This is a genomic window from Ruegeria sp. CDSA141 (genome assembly GCF_059612005.1).
This window is the reverse complement of sequence record NZ_JBXWPT010000013.1, coordinates 48,092-68,299: the sequence shown is the minus strand read 5'-3', so window position 1 is coordinate 68,299 and position 20,208 is coordinate 48,092. Positions and strand designations below refer to the sequence as shown.

At 57.6% G+C, this 20,208-nt stretch carries 20 protein-coding genes; 8 read left to right on the top strand and 12 right to left on the bottom strand.

Translation table 11 applies throughout. The features are described from left to right. Positions 1-211: 211 nt before the first annotated feature. The gene (gene ggt / locus AC2FLP_RS16880) at positions 212-1,789 is read left to right on the top strand and encodes a gamma-glutamyltransferase (protein ID WP_496685075.1); all 1,578 of its coding nucleotides are present in this window, start codon (positions 212-214) and stop codon (positions 1,787-1,789) included. A gap of 35 nt (positions 1,790-1,824) precedes the next feature. On the opposite strand, the gene hspQ is transcribed toward ggt, so the two are convergent. Further along, positions 1,825-2,151: a heat shock protein HspQ gene (gene hspQ, locus AC2FLP_RS16875; protein ID WP_117872061.1), complete on the bottom strand. Its 327-nt coding sequence runs from the start codon at positions 2,149-2,151 to the stop codon at positions 1,825-1,827. Positions 2,152-2,230: 79 nt separating this feature from the next. On the opposite strand from hspQ, the gene AC2FLP_RS16870 reads away from it, so the two are divergent. Together AC2FLP_RS16870 and AC2FLP_RS16865 are read left to right on the top strand one after the other, a co-directional pair. Next, the gene (locus AC2FLP_RS16870; RefSeq protein WP_117872059.1) at positions 2,231-3,112 is read left to right on the top strand and encodes an AEC family transporter; all 882 of its coding nucleotides are present in this window, start codon (positions 2,231-2,233) and stop codon (positions 3,110-3,112) included. Between the two features lie 60 nt (positions 3,113-3,172). After that, a complete protein-coding gene (locus AC2FLP_RS16865) occupies positions 3,173-3,751 on the top strand; it encodes a transglycosylase SLT domain-containing protein (RefSeq protein ID WP_117872056.1) in 579 nt (192 codons plus the stop codon). A 17-nt stretch (positions 3,752-3,768) separates the two neighbouring features. Here the strand turns inward: AC2FLP_RS16865 and AC2FLP_RS16860 are convergent, their stop codons facing one another. The 4 genes from AC2FLP_RS16860 to AC2FLP_RS16845 all read right to left on the bottom strand — a co-directional run bounded on the left by AC2FLP_RS16860 (position 3,769) and on the right by AC2FLP_RS16845 (position 9,962). Next, positions 3,769-4,365, bottom strand: coding sequence for a LolA family protein (locus AC2FLP_RS16860; RefSeq protein WP_117872054.1), 597 nt, complete (start codon positions 4,363-4,365; stop codon positions 3,769-3,771). A gap of 39 nt (positions 4,366-4,404) precedes the next feature. Beyond that, positions 4,405-7,329, bottom strand: coding sequence for a DNA translocase FtsK (locus AC2FLP_RS16855; RefSeq protein WP_496685072.1), 2,925 nt, complete (start codon positions 7,327-7,329; stop codon positions 4,405-4,407). Positions 7,330-7,343: 14 nt separating this feature from the next. Then, on the bottom strand, positions 7,344-8,525 hold the full coding sequence (locus AC2FLP_RS16850) for an aminotransferase class I/II-fold pyridoxal phosphate-dependent enzyme (RefSeq protein ID WP_299900930.1): 1,182 nt from the start codon (positions 8,523-8,525) through the stop codon (positions 7,344-7,346). Between the two features lie 108 nt (positions 8,526-8,633). Continuing rightward, positions 8,634-9,962, bottom strand: a complete 1,329-nt coding sequence (locus AC2FLP_RS16845; RefSeq protein WP_496685070.1) for an amidase — start codon at positions 9,960-9,962, stop codon at positions 8,634-8,636. Between the two features lie 52 nt (positions 9,963-10,014). Between AC2FLP_RS16845 and AC2FLP_RS16840 the strand changes: the two genes are divergently transcribed. Then, positions 10,015-11,277 (top strand): FAD-dependent monooxygenase, encoded by a 1,263-nt coding sequence (locus AC2FLP_RS16840; protein WP_496685069.1) that lies wholly within the window; start codon positions 10,015-10,017, stop codon positions 11,275-11,277. Here AC2FLP_RS16840 and AC2FLP_RS16835 read toward each other — a convergent pair. The 4 genes from AC2FLP_RS16835 to AC2FLP_RS16820 all read right to left on the bottom strand — a co-directional run bounded on the left by AC2FLP_RS16835 (position 11,274) and on the right by AC2FLP_RS16820 (position 13,903). Beyond that, positions 11,274-11,459 carry a Trm112 family protein gene (locus tag AC2FLP_RS16835; protein WP_171119907.1) on the bottom strand — a complete coding sequence of 62 codons (186 nt, stop codon included), beginning with the start codon at positions 11,457-11,459 and terminating at the stop codon, positions 11,274-11,276. The two genes, AC2FLP_RS16840 and AC2FLP_RS16835, sit on opposite strands and share 4 nt — an antisense overlap. Further along, positions 11,456-12,097 (bottom strand): LON peptidase substrate-binding domain-containing protein, encoded by a 642-nt coding sequence (locus AC2FLP_RS16830; RefSeq protein ID WP_299900947.1) that lies wholly within the window; start codon positions 12,095-12,097, stop codon positions 11,456-11,458. Before AC2FLP_RS16830 ends, AC2FLP_RS16835 begins: the two co-directional genes overlap by 4 nt. Positions 12,098-12,124: 27 nt before the next feature. Beyond that, on the bottom strand, positions 12,125-13,039 hold the full coding sequence (trxA, locus tag AC2FLP_RS16825; RefSeq protein WP_299900950.1) for a thioredoxin: 915 nt from the start codon (positions 13,037-13,039) through the stop codon (positions 12,125-12,127). 75 nt (positions 13,040-13,114) lie between these two features. After that, positions 13,115-13,903 (bottom strand): exodeoxyribonuclease III, encoded by a 789-nt coding sequence (locus AC2FLP_RS16820; protein ID WP_299900953.1) that lies wholly within the window; start codon positions 13,901-13,903, stop codon positions 13,115-13,117. Positions 13,904-14,145: 242 nt separating this feature from the next. Here AC2FLP_RS16820 and AC2FLP_RS16815 point away from each other — a divergent pair, with 242 nt between their 5' ends. Then, on the top strand, positions 14,146-14,964 hold the full coding sequence (locus tag AC2FLP_RS16815; RefSeq protein WP_496685066.1) for a DUF2189 domain-containing protein: 819 nt from the start codon (positions 14,146-14,148) through the stop codon (positions 14,962-14,964). A 216-nt stretch (positions 14,965-15,180) separates the two neighbouring features. Here AC2FLP_RS16815 and AC2FLP_RS16810 read toward each other — a convergent pair whose 3' ends face one another. Then, on the bottom strand, positions 15,181-15,867 hold the full coding sequence (locus tag AC2FLP_RS16810; RefSeq protein WP_117872957.1) for a response regulator transcription factor: 687 nt from the start codon (positions 15,865-15,867) through the stop codon (positions 15,181-15,183). 162 nt (positions 15,868-16,029) lie between these two features. Between AC2FLP_RS16810 and ribA the strand changes: the two genes are divergently transcribed. Next, entirely contained in the window at positions 16,030-17,121 is a 1,092-nt protein-coding gene (gene ribA, locus AC2FLP_RS16805) for a GTP cyclohydrolase II (protein WP_299900959.1), read from the top strand. Beyond that, positions 17,118-17,618, top strand: a complete 501-nt coding sequence (locus tag AC2FLP_RS16800; RefSeq protein WP_299900962.1) for a L,D-transpeptidase family protein — start codon at positions 17,118-17,120, stop codon at positions 17,616-17,618. The genes ribA and AC2FLP_RS16800 overlap by 4 nt, the downstream gene beginning before the upstream one ends. On the opposite strand, the gene AC2FLP_RS16795 is transcribed toward AC2FLP_RS16800, so the two are convergent. Together AC2FLP_RS16795 and AC2FLP_RS16790 are read right to left on the bottom strand one after the other, a co-directional pair. Beyond that, positions 17,602-18,261, bottom strand: coding sequence for a YggS family pyridoxal phosphate-dependent enzyme (locus AC2FLP_RS16795; RefSeq protein ID WP_299900965.1), 660 nt, complete (start codon positions 18,259-18,261; stop codon positions 17,602-17,604). The genes AC2FLP_RS16800 and AC2FLP_RS16795 overlap by 17 nt on opposite strands. A gap of 101 nt (positions 18,262-18,362) precedes the next feature. After that, the gene (locus AC2FLP_RS16790; protein WP_117872956.1) at positions 18,363-19,418 is read right to left on the bottom strand and encodes a porin; all 1,056 of its coding nucleotides are present in this window, start codon (positions 19,416-19,418) and stop codon (positions 18,363-18,365) included. Positions 19,419-19,703: 285 nt separating this feature from the next. On the opposite strand from AC2FLP_RS16790, the gene AC2FLP_RS16785 reads away from it, so the two are divergent. Then, on the top strand, positions 19,704-20,186 hold the full coding sequence (locus tag AC2FLP_RS16785; protein WP_117872955.1) for a DUF3576 domain-containing protein: 483 nt from the start codon (positions 19,704-19,706) through the stop codon (positions 20,184-20,186). Positions 20,187-20,208 lie beyond the last annotated feature (22 nt).

The window sequence follows — 20,208 nt, the reverse complement described above, 5'->3', positions numbered from 1 at the left end:
ACAATTGGTCACAATAAGGTCATTTTCGAAACATTGTCGCGCCGCAAACAACCGCCATACAGTGACTCGTAGCTCAGATAGCTTCCCTCGGCGCCGCATATCACAGCCCCCACCCAGTGAATGGCGCCGAGGAAATTCTCTCCTGAAATCGCTGGACAATCGCTGATGAGTGAATAGCTTTCCCTTGTTCCAAAGAGAGAGAGAATTCGCCATGCGTGATCTGCACAGTCCCGGCCGATCCGAAGTTTTTGCCACGCAAGGCATGTGCGCGACATCGCATCCGCTGGCGGCCAAGGTGGCCATCGATATCCTGGGCCAAGGCGGCAATGCGATGGATGCCGCGATCGCCGGGGCTGTTCTTCTTGGAATTTGCGAACCACAGATGACCGGATTGGGTGGTGATTGTTTCGTTCTGTTCAATCGCGCTGGCGAAAACAAGATACGCGCACTTAATGGATCGGGCCGCGCACCGGCTGCCGCGCAATCACAGATGTTGCGAGACCGAGGCCTGCCATTCATACCTTTGGACGGTCCGGATGCCGTGACCATTCCCGGAGCCGTGGATGCCTTCTGCCGCCTGGCGGAAAGCGAAGGGCGTTTGGGGCTGGAGGCGATCCTGCGCCCTGCGATTCACTATGCCGAACAGGGCGTTGCGGTTGCACCCAGGGTCGCTTTCGACTGGCAATCCGGGGCGGCAACCCTGCAAGGAGCTGCGCGCGATCATTATTTGATCAATGGGCAGATCCCGACAACCGGGCAGGTCTTTCGCGCGCCGGGACAAGCTGAAGTTCTGCGTCAGATCGTCAGTCATGGGCGTGATGCGTTCTACTCTGGCGATATCGCCAACGACATGATCGCAGCACTTTCAGCTATGGGCGGCGTCCACACCACCGACGATTTTCTAAACACGAAATGCACGGAAACAGAGCCGATGCGCGGAAGCTATAACGGCGTTGATCTGGTGGAACATCCACCGAATGGTCAAGGTGCAACCGCAATTTTGCTTCTGAACATCCTGAAACACTTCGATCTGGCCAGTATGGACCCGGTCGGCGCAGATAGGGTTCATATCGAAGCAGAAGCGACCAAACTGGCATATGACGCGCGCAACCGGTTCATCGCAGACCCGGACCATGTGGTCAGAACAGAGCGCTTCCTTGACCCTGACGTAGCCGCCAGACTTGCGGCTCTCATCGATCCCAACAATGCAATGCCCGCAGCGGCGCCTTTGACTGAAGCCATCCACAGGGACACCGTGTACATCACTGTCGTCGACCGCGATCAGATGGCTGTTTCACTGATCTATTCTATCTTCCACAGCTTTGGATCCGGTATCGCATCAGAAAAGTACGGTATATTGCTGCAAAACCGCGGGGCCGGATTCACATTGCAACCCGGCCACCCCAACGAGCTGGGAGGCGGTAAGCGCCCGATGCACACGATAATTCCGGGAATGCTGACCGAGAACGGTCGTGTTGCGATGCCTTTTGGCGTCATGGGCGGGGCCTATCAGCCAACCGGACACGCGCGCTTCGTTTCAAACCTCACTGACTTCGGGTTCGGGTTGCAGGAAAGCATCGATACGCCGCGCGCCTTTTTCGACGGATCGGTTCTGAAACTGGAACGTGGGTATCCCGAGGAGGTCGCGAAACAATTGTCCGATATCGGCCACAATATTGAAGTACCGGAAACGCCACTTGGCGGAGCGCAAGCGATCCGAATCCGAAACGACGGTATTTTGGAAGGCGCCAGCGACCCACGTAAGGATGGCTGTGCCCTTGGATACTGATCAGTGGCGGCCCTGTGGCCACCCGTTCGGTTCACCTAGTTCAGGTGAAAATGCAAAGGATATGAACCGTCTTCGAATGGACCGAACATATTGGGGATATCCGGGTGCTCTACCGGTTCGCCGGAATAGTCGGCAACCAGATTTTGTTCTGAAACATAAGCAACATAGAAGGATTGATCGTTCTCGGCCAGCAGGTGATAGAACGGCTGCTCTTTCCTTGGGCGGCTGTCTTCCGGAATGGCCTGATACCATTCTTCGGTATTCGAAAACTCGGGATCCACGTCAAAAATCACCCCTCGAAAAGGATGTTTCTTATGACGAACCACCTGGCCCAAGCCGTATTTTGCACGTGTCTTTAGCATTGTTTCAGCCCCCAACGTTTTTTTACCCGCTTCCGGGCCGAAAAGCCAACCATTGATGTGAAAATCAGGGAAACAGTCTGTGAACCTTATACTGACAGTGTTCGAAATCGTGTCGCCGGTTTTTCTCTTGGCGGCTGTTGGTTTTACCTGGGTCAAGCTGGGGTTTGAATACCGCCTGCAATTCGTCACCCGCTTTGCAACGATGCTGGCAATGCCCAGCCTGATTTTTGTTGCCCTCATGCAAACTGAAATCCCGGGCAATGATCTGTCGCGCTTCACAATGGCGACCCTGGTTGCAAATCTGCTGCTGGCAGTGTTGTTCTGGCTGATCGTTCGAGGATTGAAACTGGACCCGCGAACGTATCTGTCGCCTTTGATTTTCGGCAATACCGGCAATCTCGGCCTGCCGCTATGTATCTTTGCCTTTGGCCAGGTCGGCCTGGGGTATGCAGTCATCTTTCTGTCAGTCACCGCATTGTTTTCTTTCACCTATGGGATTTATCTGGTCGCCGGGAAAGGTGCGTGGGGACAGGTCGCGCGCCAACCAATGGCCTGGGCGACGATCCTTGGCGCCGTATTTCTGTCGCAGGGGTGGCAGACGCCGACATTTCTGACCAACACGCTTGAGCTTCTTGGGCAAATGGCCGTCCCGCTGATGCTGGTCACGTTGGGTGTGGCAATCGCCCGCCTGACCTCGCGAAGTCTGGGGCAGGCGCTGTGGCTGTCGGCGCTGAAGCTGGCGGTGTGCTTTGCGCTGGGATGGGGGATCGGAGGATGGTTTGATCTGGATACAATCGCATTTGGCGTTCTGGTTCTTCAGATTTGTACACCGGTTGCCGTGACCTCTTACCTGTTGGCCGAACGGTTTGGCGCCGATTCCGATGCCGTCGCCGGCATGGTCATGGTGTCCACTGTGCTGTCCGTAGCGGCGTTACCGGCTATTCTGGCAATCATTTTATAGCGATTGTGATTTCCTCAGCGCTCAATCTGCGCTAGAATACCAAAAAAAGGCACGAGGCACATGAGCAGAATTCTTTTCGTACTCCTAGGGGTGCTGCTTCTGGCATCCTGTGGGGGCGGCTCCAAACAGCCGCCCAGCAGATTGAACGACGCGTGCAGTATTGCGCGTGAAAAACCCGACTTTATCAAGGCCTTCAAGAATACCGAGCGCAAATGGGGCGTTCCGGTTCACGTTCAGATGGCGACCATCTATCAGGAAAGCCGGTACAAGCATGACGCGCGCACGCCGCACAGATATGTTCTGGGCGTGATCCCGATGGGCCGTCAAAGCAGCGCTTATGGCTATGGTCAGGCGCTTGATGGTACGTGGGAGCAATACCAGCGCGAAACCGGAAAACGCCGGGCTAAGCGGGATCGCATCCGCGACGCCTCGGACTTTATCGGCTGGTACATGAACAAAAGCTACGAGCGTAACGGCATCCATCCCAGCGACACGCGCAATCAATACCTGGCCTATCATGAAGGCCATACAGGCTACGCGCGTGGCAGCTACAACAACAAATCCTGGTTATTGAACGTTGCCAATGACGTGGACGCACGCGCGCAGCTATATCAGGCACAGTTGGCGAACTGCCGGTAATGATACATACAAGCGGGTCAGCGATTGCCTGACCCGCTTCTCTTTTTGTCCGAGAACAGCTTCTGATCAAGGCGACCGCCTTCATTCAGGGCGCCCAGCAATACCGTTGTCTGGCTGCCGGCATTGTCGTGGATCACCCATTTTCGCAGCTCGACCGGATTGTCCGTGAACATCAGTTCGATCCGGCCCGCTTCGGGGTTTTTGGGGTCCTGCGCGGTGACAACCGTGGCCGTCCCATCAAAGCTGTGACCCATGACCATATTCGCCTGGCTCAGGTTCACGTTGCGCGCCAGCACGATGGACAGGGGCGTGCGTTTAAGCGGGTATTGCTCGGGCGGCTGGTTCGATTTCGGATCAAAGATCTGAACACTCCCCGAACGCGCCAGAACCACTGCACTGTTGGGGGGGTCATATTCAAACCGCATCTTTCCAGGTCGCTGCATCCACAGCTTTCCGGTGCTCAATGAGCCATCATCATTCACCTGCGTGAATGTCGTCTGAACCGTCTTCAACCCGTTCAGGTAATTGGAAATCTGCGAAAGCGGCAGTTTGTCCGCCGCCCATGCGGCGGGTGCGGCCAGTGTCAAAGCAAGGGCAAAAGCAATCTGTTTCATGCCGTACAGATAGGCCTTCTGCCCTTGTTATTAAATATCTTACTGTTCGGGGACGAGGATTTCGCGTTTCCCGACATGATTTGCTGACGAAACAACGCCTTCGTCTTCCATTTGCTCAACAAGCCGCGCAGCTTTGTTGTAGCCGATGGCAAGTTTTCGCTGAATGTACGAGGTCGAGCATTTGCGATCCTTGATCACGATCGCCACCGCCTGATCGTAGAGCGCATCCTCTCCGTTCGTATTGCCACCTGTGTTCAGCCCCAGAACGGCATCGATATTATCAGCCTTATCTTCGGCCGGACCATCCAGCACCGTGCTGACGTAATCCGGCGGACCGAACTGCTTCAGGTGGTTGACGATTTCCTCGACCTCTTCGTCCGACACAAACGGACCGTGGCAGCGGGTGATTTTGGCGCCTCCGGCCATGTAAAGCATGTCACCCTGTCCCAGCAGCTGTTCGGCCCCCATTTCACCCAGAATGGTGCGGCTGTCGACTTTCGACGTCACCTGGAACGAAATCCGCGTTGGGAAGTTTGCCTTGATCGTACCGGTGATCACGTCGACCGATGGACGCTGTGTGGCCATGATCAGGTGAATGCCCGAGGCCCGCGCCATTTGCGCCAGACGCTGGATACAGGCTTCGATCTCTTTACCTGCAACCATCATCAGATCTGCCATCTCATCGACGATGACGACGATATAGGGCATCGCCTCGGGCGCGAACTCTTCGGTTTCGAACGTCGGTTCGCCGGTTTCATCGTCAAACCCGGTCTGCACCGTGCGGCTGAACATTTCACCCTTGGCCAAAGCGTCCTTCACACGGCCATTGTAGCCCGCGATGTTGCGAACGCCCATTTTGGACATCTTGCGATAGCGATCCTCCATTTCGCCCACGACCCATTTCAGGGCAACGACCGCCTTTTTCGGATCGGTCACAACGGGTGAGAGCAGATGCGGGATGCCATCATACACAGACAGTTCCAGCATCTTGGGATCGATCATGATCAGACGACATTCATCCGGCGTCAACTTGTACAGCAGTGACAGGATCATCGTGTTGATTGCCACCGATTTACCTGACCCGGTGGTGCCCGCTATCAGCAAGTGCGGCATCTTCGCCAGGTTCGCTACAACGGATTCGCCGCCGATATCCTTGCCCAACGCCAGGGGCAGCGCCTGGTTGCCATCGCCAAAGTCACGGCTGGCGAGGATTTCGCGCAGAACCACCATTTCGCGATTCTCGTTCGGCAGTTCGATACCGATCACCGAACGCCCCGGCAGGGTCGAAACCCGCGCCGACAGCGCCGACATTGAGCGTGCGATGTCGTCGGCCAGGCCGATCACACGGCTTGCCTTCAGACCCGGAGCAGGCTCCAGCTCGTACATGGTGACAACCGGGCCGGGGCGAACGCTGACGATCTCGCCCTTGACGCCGTAATCATCCAGAACATTTTCCAGCATCCGCGCGTTTTCTTCCAAGGCTTCATCGCTCAGATGGTGGCGCTGAATGCTGGACGGGTTCGACAAGAGGCCCAGAGGTGGCAGTTCGAAGTCGGAGTGCCGCTCTTCAAAGGATAATGCAGGCTGCGCTTCGGCCTGTGCACGGCGTGACGGTTGCGGTGTGCGGCGTACCGGTTGCGCAACCACAGGCTTACGCGGTTCGACCACCGGGATTTTCATCGCCGGGCGTGGTTGCAAAACAGCTTTTTCTACATCCTCGAATACCGGGTCATCGTCCGCGTCCGGTCCGGGCGCATAGTGGTTCTGCACTGGCTCGGGCGCGTATTCGACCGGCTCGGACTCCTGCCATTCTGACATGTCATCCGCTGTTACGGGTGGTTCGGGCGGCAGACCCGTGGCTGTCACCGGCGGTTTCATCGGCAGGCCATCCGGCTGGCTTGTGTTCAGGATCAACGGGCCGGGGCGGCGGCCACGTCCTTTGGTCAGTGGAAGGTTCGGATCGGGTTCGGGCGTCACCTCACCGGTGGCCACTTTGCGATTGCGCACAGCTGCCGAGATTTTCGACCGGATGCGATCTTTACCTGGCATCTCGTCAAAACCCATGATGGGCTCCGGATCGACCAGCTCAGGTTCGGGCATAGGGTCAGGGCGGCGGATAAGCGACGGCATTCGCGACAGCAGGCCGCCTTTTACCGCAGGTTCCGGGCTTTCCAGCTCGGGCTCTTCAAAGGTTGGATCGGCATAAGCCAGATCGTCTTCAAACAGGGCCTCGGCCGCCGCGCCACGCGCAAGTTTGCGCTCTTCCCACTGCGCCCGGCGATCTCGCGCAGCCTGCGCAGCCGAGGCCGCACCACGCCCCATCAGGGTCATCAGCATGTCGTATGCCATAACGAGACCCAGCAAGAAGGCTCGGAATCCCTTTTTCACATCAGTTTTGGTGAAGCCCAAAACAAATATGCCCAGCGCGATCATCCCGACCGCCATGGCCAGAGACATCAGCTTCACCAGAAAATGTGACGAAATCGGCAGCAAGGTCAGCAACGCGCCCATGACGGTATCGCCAAACAATCCGCCCAGACCATAACTGTGAGTGGCACGCCAATCGGCATCCGGGACCAGCGTCGCGGCATACACCGACACAACAGCGATCCAGATCGGCGCAAAGATCAGACGCGCAATGGCACGGTCTTCCCCAAAATGGCCGGCAAACCGAAGACCCCATCCGATCAGAATCAACGCGATGCCCCAGCTTCCCCAGCCGACGATCATAAACAAGGGTGCAGCGATCGAGGCACCAATCCGCCCCATCCAGTTTTGCACCGGCGCGTCGGTCGACACCATCCAGTTGGGATCATCGGGTGTGTAGGACCAGATCATCGCGGCCGCTGCCAAACCCAACAGGATCAGGGCGATGCCAATCAACTCCTTGCTACGTCGCTCCAAGGCTGCCTGCGTTGTGCTGTCCAGCAATGGATCGCGGTTGCGCGCGTTATATGATGCCATTTTGCCCTCGTACCTCACGAATAGATGCAGTCGCGGAGTGTGATCAGACCACGCTGCAACTCTGTTTTTGGGGCCACCAACGCAACCCGGATAAAGCCTGTGCCCGGGTTTTGTCCCGGATCGCCTTGGGAAAGATATGCGCCCGGCAGGACCCGAACGCCGGTTTCCTTCCAGACCTTCAATGCAGTGTCTTCGCCATTCTCGACCGGCAGCCACAGAAAGAACCCTGCCTCTGGTGACATGTATCCCTGCACGCCAGCAAACACTTCATCCGCAATGGCGTATTTTTCCTGGTACAGCGCGCGGTTTTGTTCGACATGAGTCTCATCTGCCCACACCCGGGCAGCGGCTGCCTGTAACGGCAGTGGCAGCGGCGATCCGGCATATGTGCGCAATTGCTTGACCTGTTTGATCGTCTCAGTGCCGCCCGCGATTAGACCCGAGCGCAACCCCGCCAGGTTCGAGCGTTTGGACAGCGAGTTGAAAAGCGTGATCCGCTCAGGGTCCGCGCCCAGGTCCTGCGCTACAGTCAGAACCCCTGTCGGCGCTTCTTCCCGGTAAATCTCGGAATAACACTCATCCGCAAAAATGCGGAAATCGTACTGCTCGGCCAGACGGATCAGTTCGGTCCAATAATCGCGCGAGGCAACGGCCCCCTGAGGATTGGCCGGTGAACAGATATAGGCCACGGCAGTACGGTTCAGCACGTCCTCAGGCAGGCCAGCATAATCTGGCAGATGGCCCGTCGCGGCGGTGGCTGGCACGAAGTATGGCTGCGCGCCAACTGACAGCGAGGCGACCATGTAGACCTGATAAAACGGATTCGGGCACAGGATGATCGGCTGCTCACCATTCTTCTGTTCCGGGCACAAAGCCATGGCGGCGTTGTATAGGCCCTCGCGTGTACCGTTCAACGCCATCACGTTGGCATCAGGGTCCATCTGAACCCCATATCGCCGCTTGATCCAGCCCGTGATCGCACTGCGCAGGTCATCCGAGCCTTCGTTCGGGGGATATCCTTGGAACCCGGCGGCGTTTTCCATGATGACATCCGTCACCCAAGCCGGAAAGTCATGGGTAGGCGCACCAATGGTCATATGAACGACATCACCGCCCGGCTGGTGACGATCCAACAGAGCGCGCAGACGCGGGAATGCATAAGCCGGTAGGTTCGAAAACCGCTCGGGGAAATCCATAATACTGCCTCAACATCGGGGTCATTGGTGCCCCGTTTTTTTAGCAGATTACAGTCCGTGGGCCTCTTCGTCCAGACAAAGAGGTTCCGAATCAGGGGATTGTGGCATTCAGGCCAGCACCGATTCCGCTGCCGAACCAAGCCGCAACAACGCCTCTTCCGACCCTGGATAGCCCAGCATCATCAACCCGCAACCGGGGGTTCCGGTGGGCAGGCTCAGCGCCGCAAGCCCCATCAGATTTCCAATACGCGTGTTGCGCAGGGCCAGCAGATTCTCGGTCACGTAGTAGTCGTGATCGCTGAGCAAGCGGTCCAGATTGGGTGGCAAAATCGGAGCCGTCGGCGCCAGAACCGCATCAAACGCCGCGGTTGCTGCGTCCCACGCGCTGCGACACGCCTTGAGCTTGGCCCAGGCGGCCACATAATCGGGGCCCGAATATCCCATGCCGATGCGGAATCGTTCGAGAATCTCGGGATACATCGCTTCGGGATTGGCTTCGATGACATCGCGCCACAGCCCATAGGCCTCAGTCGTGTATACGATGCTGGTCAACGTCATGGCTTCGTTCAACTCGGGCACTTCCAACGGCACGATCTCAGCACCCGCGTCCGCAAGTTTGGCAACGGCTTCGTCATACGCTTTGCGCGGCGTGTCGCGCAGGTCGTCCTTGGCGATGTTCTGCAAATCGGCAAAACGGCGTCCTTTCAGCGAAGCTCCGCGCAGATCGGCAGGCGTTCCCCCCTCGAGCAAAGCCAGCACATGCGCGGCATCCTCGACCGAACGCGCCACAGGTCCAACCGTGTCAAACCGCAGGCAAAGCGGTACCACACCTTCCAGGCTGAGCCGCCCTGCAGTGGTTTTCAGCCCCACCAGATCATTCCAAGCCGCCGGGATACGCACCGAGCCGCCCGTGTCCGACCCGATGCCACACGCCGCCAACCCCCAGGCGACCGAGGCCGCCGCCCCTGAAGACGACCCCCCGGGCACTGCTGCCTCGTCATGAATGCAAGGCGGGGTTTCGGTGATCGGGTTCAACCCGAGACCGGAAAAGGCAAGCTCGCTCATATGCGTCTTGCCCAGACAAACCGTTCCCATCTGAGTCGCGTTGCGCAGCACCAGCGCATCCGCATCCGGTACGCGATCCTTCAACAGAGCCGAACCGGCCTCGGTCACGGTACCGGCGGTGTCGAACAGGTCTTTCCAACTGATCGGGACCCCGTCCAGCAACGACCGTCGCAATCCCAGATTGGCACGCTGCTGGGCGGCTTCAGCCTCAGCCCGGGCACGGTCATGGGTGACGCGGGCATAGATGCGGTCCCGATGCGGATGAACGTCAATAGCGGACAGGTAGGTTTCCGTCAGTTCGACCGGATCGATCTGGCCCATGCCAATGCCACGGCCCAAATCACACGCGGTCATGGTCAACCAGTCCTGCATCTTACCCCTCCTGATTTTTCGGCTTTGGGTGACGGTAGCGACAGGACTGCACATGGACAATCCCGAAAGAGCGCGCATATTGCAGGGCATGACACAGGCTTCTGACATTCTGATCGTGGGCGGCGGGTTGAACGGCCCTGCTTTGGCGCTGGCACTGGCACAAACCGGTCACTCGGTCACGGTGATCGATGCGCTGGTCGAAAAGGTGCGCAAGAACGCGGCATTCGACGGGCGTGCCTATGCGCTGGCTCTGGCCTCACAGCGGTTGTTGGATGCCATCGGCGTCTGGGGCCGCGTCGCGCAACACGCCCAACCAATGCTGGAAATCAAGGTTACAGATGGTCATGCCGAAACAGGACCATCACCTTTTTTTATGCATTTCGACCATGCCGAGATCGAAGAAGGCCCGATGGGGTATATGGTCGAGGATCGTCACCTGCGCCGTGCTTTTCTGGACGCGATGGCCGAAGAGCCGCGCATTACCCAAGTAAGCGGTAAATCCGTCGTTTCGCAACAGGCCGACACTGCCAAAGTGACCGTGACGTTGGACGACGGCACAACCTTGGGCGGCAGCCTGCTGATTGGGTGTGATGGTCGCCGCAGCGGAACCGCGTCACGGGCCGGCATCAAACGCACCGGTTGGGATTATGGCCAGACGGCATTGGTCTGCGCCATCGAACATGAGCTGCCACATAATGGCATTGCGCATCAGTTTTTCATGCCACCCGGTCCGCTGGCGATTCTGCCGTTGACTGGCAATCGCAGTTCCATCGTCTGGAGCGAACGCACCGAAACCGCACAGCACATCAACGCCCTGCCCGAGGGTGATTACGTGCAAGTGCTGCGCCCGCGATTTGGCGATTTTCTAGGCAAAATCAGTCTGGCGGGTGATCGTTTCACTTACCCGCTGAACCTGACCATCGCCAATTCCTTCATCAGTGATCGCATGGCGTTGGTTGGGGATGCCGCGCACGGAATGCACCCCATTGCCGGTCAGGGCCTGAATGCCGGCCTGCGCGATGTCGGCGCCCTGGCTGAAGTTCTGACTTTGGCGGGACGGCGCGGCGAGGATATCAGCTCGCTTATCGTTCTGGAGCGCTATCAGGAATGGCGCCGTTTCGACACGGCCTCGCTGGCGATGGCGACGGATGTCTTCAACAAGATGTTTTCAAACGACAATCCGTTGCTGCGCCTTGGACGTGACATTGGCATGGGAGTTGTCGGCACTTTGCCCGGACTGCGTCGCGGTTTCGTTCGCGAAGCTGCCGGGCTGACAGGCGATTTGCCCAAGCTGTTGCAGGGGCGCTCGATTTAATCCAGCTGCCGGGCCTCATCGACCAGCATGACCGGAATACCGTTACGGATCGGAAAAGCCAAACCGGCGGCCTTTGAAACAAGCTCTCGCTTTTCGGCGTCATAGTGCAGCGTCGTATGCGTTTGCGGGCAGATCATTGCCTCGAGCATGTGGCGATCAAAGGCGTGTTCAGGGTCTGTCATTGAAGTTTTTCCTCACTCGATCCGCCACGCATGGCGAATTCAATCAGTGTCACCAAAGTCTCGCGCCGGGTGCGAAGGCGGGGGGCCTCCAGCAGGGCCTGCTTGTCCTCGGGGTCGAAATCCAAAAGCATCGACAGAGAATTCACCAAAAGCTCATCCTCGGCGTCCTTGAGCGAGTCCCAATCGGTGGACAATTGGCGGGATGAAAAGAAACGCTCCAGCAAGTTCAGGAACTTTGCGCGGTCGAACTCGTTGTCTTTCTCAACCTTGCCGAGGTCACGGTCGAACCCGTCCCACGAGACTGCGCACCGCCGGTAGGGCGTGAAAGCGTCCAGCTCTGACAGGACCCTGAACCGGGATACACCGGTCAACGTGATCAGGTAGCGGCCATCTTCCGTTTCCGAAAACTGCGTCACCCGCCCTGCGCATCCGATACGGTGCAGCTTGTCTTCATCACTGATCGAGGGGTTGGGTTGAACCATCGCGATCAACCGTTCCTTGGTTTTCAGCGCATCGTCCAGCATTTGAAGATAGCGCGGCTCGAATATGTGCAGCGGCAAGCGCGAGCGGGGCAGCAGCAGTGCCCCGGGCAATGGAAAAACGGATACTGTATCCGGCAGGTCGGCTGGATGCATCATGTTCCCAATTCTAGCTCTGATCGAAGATTAGGCAAATATCATCGAGCTGAGTTTGCGGCGTCCGTTCAGAACAATTGGGTCATTGGCCTTGAGCGCATCGAAGATCGTGAAAAGCTGGGTCTTGGCCGCGCCCTCATTCCATTCACGATCCCGGCGGAACAGTTCCAGCAATTGTGCCACGGCTTCTTCCACATCGCCGTTCGCGTGCAGCGCCTGCGCCAGATCAAAGCGCGCCTGATGGTTGTCCGGATCAGCCTCGACAGCTGCCATCAGCTCGGCGACGGGGCCGGCATCTGCCGCCTGCTTGGCAAGTTCCAGTTGCGCATGTGCGGCCTCCAGCTCGGCCGAAGTAGAAATCTCGGCCGGAGCGCCGTTCAGGATCGCCTCTGCCTGCTCCAGATCACCGGTGGCGATATGCGCCCGCACCAGCCCACCATAAGCCGCGGCGTGGTTTGGATCTTCACCCAGAATTGCGGCAAAAGTCTGAGCCGCGTCCGCAGCCGCACCTTCGGCAAGCATTTCCTCGGCAGCCTGCACGGCATCCTCCAACTGGCCGCCCGGGCTTTCACCACCTGCGGCTTCGATCACACGGTCCACGAAGGCCTTGATCTCGGATCCCGGCAACGCGCCTTGAAACCCGTCCACCGGCTGGCCCTTGAAAAAGGCATAGACGGTCGGAATCGACTGGATGCGCATTTGCGCAGCAATTGTCTGCGCCTCATCCACATTGATCTTGACCATCTTCACCGCGCCTTTCGCGGCTGTCACAGCCTCTTCCAGCATCGGGCCAAGGGTTTTGCACGGGCCACACCAAGGCGCCCAGAAATCGACGATCACAGGTGTTTCCTGCGAGGTTTCGACCACATCGGCCATGAAAGTGGCCTCGGTCCCGTCTTTGATCAGATCGGTTGCTGGGGCGTCTCCGCCGTTCAGAAGGTCCATGGCAATCACTCTTTCGTTCGAATTTGCGCCCTATATGCAGTCGCTGGCCGCGGAAACCAAGGGCTGAGTTGCGGATCAGACGTCGAAACTGGCAAAGACCGGAGCGTGATCGCTGGGTTTTTCCCACCCACGGGCATCCCTCAGGATACGGCTGGAATGGCCCGCGTTCGAGATATCGGCCGTAGCCCAGATATGATCCAGCCGACGCCCCTTGTCTGCCGCATCCCAATCCCGGGCGCGATAGGACCACCAGCTGTAAAGCTGTCCTTCTTGAATATCCTGACGGGTGATATCGACCCAGCCGCCTGCTTCCTGTGTCTCGGCCAGATGCTCGACCTCGATGGGCGTGTGCGAGACGACCTTCAGCAGTTGTTTATGTGACCAAACGTCATCCTCACGCGGGGCGATGTTCAGGTCGCCGACAAGGATGGATTTAGCCGGCTTTTCCGCACGGAACCAATCGCGCATATCGGTGAGGTAGTCGAGCTTTTGGCCGAATTTCTCATTCACGTCCCGGTCCGGCACATCGCCGCCCGCCGGAACATAGAAGTTATGAATGGTGACACCGTTTTCCAACCGCCCGGCAATGTGGCGGGCATGCCCGAGGCCTGCGAAATCCTGATCGCCAACCTCTTCCATCGGCAGGCGCGACAGGATGGCGACACCGTTGTACCCTTTTTGCCCTCGCGCAATCATGTGCGTGTAACCCAGTTCGGCAAAACCTTCGGTCGGGATCTTCTCAACCGGTGATTTACATTCTTGCAGGCACAATACATCTGGGGCTTCTTCCTGCAGCAATTTCAGCACGATAGGCTCACGCAGGCGAACAGAATTGATGTTCCATGTGGCAAGGGTGAAAGGCATGTCGGGGATTCCTTTGTCGCAATTGGCGCAGGTTAGCGCGGCACAAAGCCAGTTGCCACGAGAAAAGGCAGCTTCATGCCTGGACTATCCGTCGGCAGGTCAACGAGCTTCGCCGTCGCGCTTTCCCTTGCCCTGATACCTCGCCTGATGCAGACTTGTGCGCGAGTTAGGAATGTCTGTTTCACCGCTGGGTCTGTTCGCGAACAGACCGGCCCGGCACTATGCTTTGGGAGGAGTGTGTCATGGCATCCGAATCCGCAGGTTCCACGCCGCCGGAAAACCTGACGCCACAGCAGCAGGCCATGCCCAAGGTCAACAGGGTCACTGTAGATGATATCACAGCGTCACTGAAGGCAGGGTTTTCCGACTTTCTGGCCCGTCCTGTCATGAGCGGTTTCTTCGGCCTTTTCTTTGCGGTTTTCGGAATTCTGTTGGTTTGGGCCCTGATCTGGCTTGGCCAGATCTGGATGATTATCCCTGCCATTGTAGGCTTTCCGCTGATCGCACCTTTTGCCGCCGCCGGGCTTTATGAAATGTCGCGCCGTTTGCAGAAAGGTGAAAGCTTTGGCTGGTCTGCAATCCTGACCGTTATGGCCAATCAACGCAAACGTGAAATGGGCTGGATGGCCTTTGTCACTCTTTTCATTTTCTGGGTATGGATTTACCAGGTTCGGCTTTGGCTGGCGATCATCCTCCAGAACGCATCCTTTTCGGATTTCGACGGGTTTTTGAACGCCGTATTCTTCACACCGCAGGGTTGGATATTCCTTGCCGTAGGCACCTGTGTCGGCGCATTCCTGTCGGCCGTACTGTTTTCGGTGACAGTCGTCGCCATGCCTTTGCTGCTCGACCGAGAGACCAACTTCATTTCCGCCATGTTGACCTCTTTGCGCGTCGTATCGGAAAGCCCGGTGGTCATGCTTGGCTGGGCGGCGATCATCTCGGTTACCATGCTGTTGTCGCTGGTTCCGGCGTTTCTGGGGCTGATCTTTACCCTTCCGATCCTTGGCCACACCACGTGGCACCTTTACCTGCGCGCCGTTGCCCCAGCGGAAGGGTAAACCGCCGCAGAGCTCACCTCCATCATTGGTCAAATATCGGTCAATGCGGCTGTCTGACTTGTGTGGAAACCTTCCCTCAGCAACGAAAAAAAGCCGGGCCATTCGGCCCGGCAGTCCAACAGGGAGGTACATGTCATAACCCGGGCATGCACGGGTTGGGAGTAACCTAATTATGAGTACAGAGTATCACTTTGATCCACATCAATCCACAACCAGTTAAGACACGAGCCTATATCCACCCGATTCTGTGACCAAAAGGCGCGCATTGGACGGATCGGGCTCGATCTTCTGACGCAAACGGTAGATGTGGGTTTCCAGCGTGTGGGTCGTGACCCCGGCATTATAACCCCACACTTCGTGCAACAGCACATCCCGCGCCACGACGCCATCGGTCGAACGGTACAGGAACTTGAGGATGTTGGTTTCTTTTTCGGTCAGACGGATTTTGCGATCTTCTTCCGTGATCAGCATCTTCATCGCTGGCTTAAAGGTGTAGGGGCCAAGCACAAATACCGCGTCTTCGGATTGTTCGTGCTGCCGCAGCTGAGCGCGGATACGGGCCAGCAACACCGGGAATTTGAATGGTTTGGAGACATAATCGTTCGCGCCGGCGTCCAGGCCAAGGATCGTATCGGCATCGCTGTCATGACCGGTCAGCATCAGGATCGGGCTTTTGACACCCTGTTTGCGCATCAGGCGACACAGTTCCCGCCCATCGGTATCGGGCAGACCAACATCAAGAATGACCAGATCATAGATCGCTTCGCGCGCGCGCTCCATTGCGGACTGGCCGTCTGACGCTTCGAAAACGTCAAAATCCTCGGTCATTACAAGTTGCTCGCTGAGCGCCTCGCGCAGATCCTCGTCATCGTCCACCAACAGGATTTTCTTGAGTTGAGCCATTTCCCGGTCCTCCAAACGCTTTTCCATCACTTGCGCGCGGAATATGCAATCAACAAGATTTGCTGCAACGGTTTCACGCCTTCGTGTCAGAGTTGGCAGAAATGTTTCACATTTCCTTTCGAAAGAGCTAGGAGAAGGGCTCAGCGTTATAGGGTAACATAGATGAGTCTCATTCCCGATATCACCGAACTTCTGGCCAGGGCCCGGGCCGATCTGCGCATGGGCGTTCCTGTGGTGCTGACCGATGACAGAGGCTTTAGCGTTGTGGCGATCTCTGCGGAAACGCTCAGCCCACAGCGCCTGGCTGATCTGAAAAAGCTCGGGGAACCAGTGGTGGCCATTACCGGGCGGCGGGCTGAAACTCTTAAAGCGCGGGCCTATGACGGTGATCTCGCGCGGGTTTCGATTCCCGCTGATGCAGACATCACATGGGTGCAGGCGGTTGCCGATCCCTCGGACGATCTGAACGCGCCGATGAAAGGGCCACTGATGACCGAGCGCCACGGTAACGCTAATCTGCACCGCATAGCAATTGCGTTGGCCAAGTCGGCTCGCATTCTTCCTGCTGCGGTCGTCGTGCCGGTTGAAGACGGCCGGGCCTTGGCCGCTTCGCATGGCCTGACCTGCATTGATCACACACGCGCCGCGCCGCATCTGGCGGACCGCAGCGCCTTGCATGAGGTGGTCGCCGCCCGCCTTCCGATGGAAGTGTCCGAGGCCGGTCGCCTGCATGTTTTCCGCCCCGAAGATGGCGGGGAAGAACATTACGCGGTCGAAATAGGCCGCCCGGATCGGGACAAGCCGGTTCTGGCCCGGTTGCATTCTGCCTGTTTCACGGGCGATCTGATGGGCAGCCTGAAATGCGACTGCGGTCCGCAATTGCGCGGCGCCCTGGCACAAATGGGGGCCGAAGGGGCAGGTGTTCTTCTGTACCTGAACCAAGAAGGGCGCGGTATCGGGCTGGCCAACAAGATGCGAGCCTATTTTCTTCAAGATCAGGGCTTTGATACGGTAGAAGCCAACCACAGGCTCGGCTTTGAAGATGATGAGCGCGATTTCCGACTTGGATCGGATATCCTGAAATCTCTGGGTTTCAATTCGGTGCGCCTGCTCACCAACAACCCCGCCAAGATCTCGATGATGGAGCGGGCAGGCATTGCCGTAACCGAACGTGTACCATTGAAAGTGGGCGAAACCGCGCATAACCGGGGGTACTTGGCCACGAAAGCCGCGAAATCCGGGCACTTGCTGTGATCCCAGACGATCTTGTGCTTTCCCCGCGTGGCGTTCGCTTTCTTGGCAGGACTTTCGCCTGTTCCATTGGCAAAGGCGGATTGAGCAACACGAAACGCGAGGGCGATGGGGCGACACCTACGGGATGCCATCGGATCGTTGGAATGCTCTACCGACCTGATCGGCTGATCGCACCCAACTTCTGGGCGATCCCGATTGGGCCGATGGACTTATGGTCGGATGACGTAGAGGACACCCATTACAATCACATGGTGTCTGCCCCTTATGCGTTCAGTCATGAAAAACTGCGCCGGGCCGATCCGCTTTACGATCTGGTCCTGTTGACAGACTGGAACTGGCCGAATGCGGTTCCCGGCAAGGGATCGGCGATTTTTCTGCACCAATGGCGCAGGCCCGGTTACCCGACCGAAGGCTGCATTGCCTTCCGTCGGGACCATCTGCACTGGATTGCAGGGCGAATTTCCCTTGGAACGCGCCTGATTATCCCAGAGGTTTGACCCGCTCGCCGAAAATGGCCGATCCGACGCGGACATGGGTCGCGCCCAATGCGATGGCCTGCTCGAAATCACCACTCATACCCATCGACAACCCCCCAAGCCCGTTGCGTGCGGCAATTTTGGCCAAAAGCGCGAAATGAAGTGTGGGTTCTTCATCGACCGGCGGGATGCACATCAACCCACGCACCGGAAGGTCCAAAGACTGGCATTCCGCGATGAACCCGTCCGCGTCCGCAGGAAGAACGCCTGCTTTTTGCGCTTCTTCACCCGTATTGACTTGAATGAACAGGTCGGGGCAGCATCCCACCTCTTGCGCCAGCCGCGCCAGGGTTTTGGCCAGTTTGAGGCGATCGACAGAATGGATCGCATTACACAGTTCCATTGCCTGCCTGGCCTTGTTGGTCTGCAAAGGGCCGATGAGATGCAGATCGACAGCATCAAACTGCTCTTTGAAAGCGGGCCATTTGCTGGCCGCCTCCTGCACCCGGTTCTCACCAAAACACCTGTGCCCCTGTTCAAGAACAGCCTGAACCCGTTCGTTGGGCTGCACCTTGGACACGGCAATCAATTTTACCGAACCGGCCTGCCGTTGTGCTTTGGCTTCGGCTTTGGCGATACGCGCGGTGATCTCTTGCAACGACATGGGGCCCTCAATCTGTCTTTGGCGCAGAAAAACACCAAGTCAGCACAAAAGAAAAGGGCGAGTCAGAAGACCCGCCCTTAAACCTTACGGTTCAGATCAGCTTAGAAGTTGAACTGAGCACCGAAGTCAGCCTTCATAGTCGAGTCTGCGCAAGAGTCACAGTCGTTTACACCCAGACCACCGCGCAGCGATACACCGCCACCCAAGTCGTAGATCGCACCGATAGCAACCTGCTGAAGGTCAGCAGAGGCGTTACCGTCACCGTAGGTGAACAGCAGGGTGGTTGCAGCGCCCAAGTTGTAGGCAGCCGACAGACCCCATGCAGTACCGTCAGTCGCTGCAACCCCAGTTGAGTCGTCCGCGACAAACAGAGTACCCGAGAAGTCACCCCATTCGCCACCCAGGGTCAGAACGGTCAGGCTCGGATCGCTTACACCGGCAACACCCGCGTCGGTCTGACCATAGGCCACAGCGGCAGTGATGTTGTTGAAGGTGTAGGTTGCGCTGATGTCCCAGCGGTCTGCGTCAACGGTGGTCGAAGTTGTACCACCAGCTCCGATAACGGTAGCCTGTGCTTGGTCATAAGATGCGCCAAACGAGAAGTCGCCTACGGAGTACTGGAAGAACACAGCGTTCGCACCCGAACCGGTCGACGAGTACGCCAGGAAGTTATAGTTAACGCCCGAGTACTGACCAGCGAACAGTTCCAGACCTACTTCGTTGCCGTAGTAGTTTGCCAGGTTGTCAAACGAACCTGCGACGTTGCCCGCGTCAACACGCAGACCACCGTAGATGACCGAGAAGCGTGCGCCGTTCAGGCCGGCCGAGTTTGCTTCACCGTTGCTGGCGTCTTCGTCGGCCTGCAAACGAACACGGCCTTCAAAACGTACGCCGCCATCGGTTTCTGCGATGCCGTCGATGTTCAGACGGAAGCGCGATACCAGAATGACGTCGTCGGTTTGAGCGGTCGAGCTTGCCAGAACGTCGTCGGCTGTCCCGTTCAGGCCGTCGGCGCCAGGCCCACGAACGATGGTGGTTTCGCTACGATCTTCAGTGTAGCCAATACCAAAACGGCCATAACCGCTGAAGTTAACTTCAGCTGCTGCAACGCCTGCGGTCGCGATCAGCGCCGTCGATGCGAAGAGAACTTTTTTCATCTTGTTTCCCTCGGTTTCATTCAAAAGAGTTATCTACTCGACACATGCCTAGGCATATGTCTCAGCACGGACACCGTTTCGCTCTTTTTGCCCCTGTTGCGCAAGCTTGGCATAAACCCGGTCACGTCATTGGGGTCAGATTGGTGCAAGGATGCCACAGTTCCTTTTCGCCCGGATGCAGGTGATACACTTACATTTCAGAAGAATAGGCTTGTTGCAGCGAGGGTCCTTGGCTAGGAGTATGCCCTGAATACTGCACAACAAGTGAAACAGGACCTGCTGACAATGCGCCTGCCTACGATTTTGGGATTAATCATGCTGACCACCACTATTGCGGCATGCGGGCAGAATCGAACCACTTCGACATATTCCCCCAACCCCGCCAGCGGTAACTCCGATGAACGCGAATTGAACGATCCCGAACGTTCAACGTTGTGGGATATTTTTGACCGCAGCACGGCCGAGCAGACCACCAATGTAAACCGGTACCTGTGGGCAGCTTCTCTGGACATATTGAATTTCCTGCCTGTGCAGGAGGTCGATCCGTTTACAGGAGTGATCGTAACAGGTTACGGCACCCCTCCGGGTGGTGGCCGGTCATACAGGGCGACCGTACACGTCAGCGATCCGGCGCTTGCAGCCCGGTCTTTGTCCGTCGCCCTGCAATCCAGCGGTGGCGCCCCGGTAAGCGCGGCAACAACACGTGCCGTGGAGGATGCGATTCTGTCCCGCGCCCGTCAGCTGCGCATCGAGGACAACAAGTTCTAGCAACCCGCCGAAAATCACACTA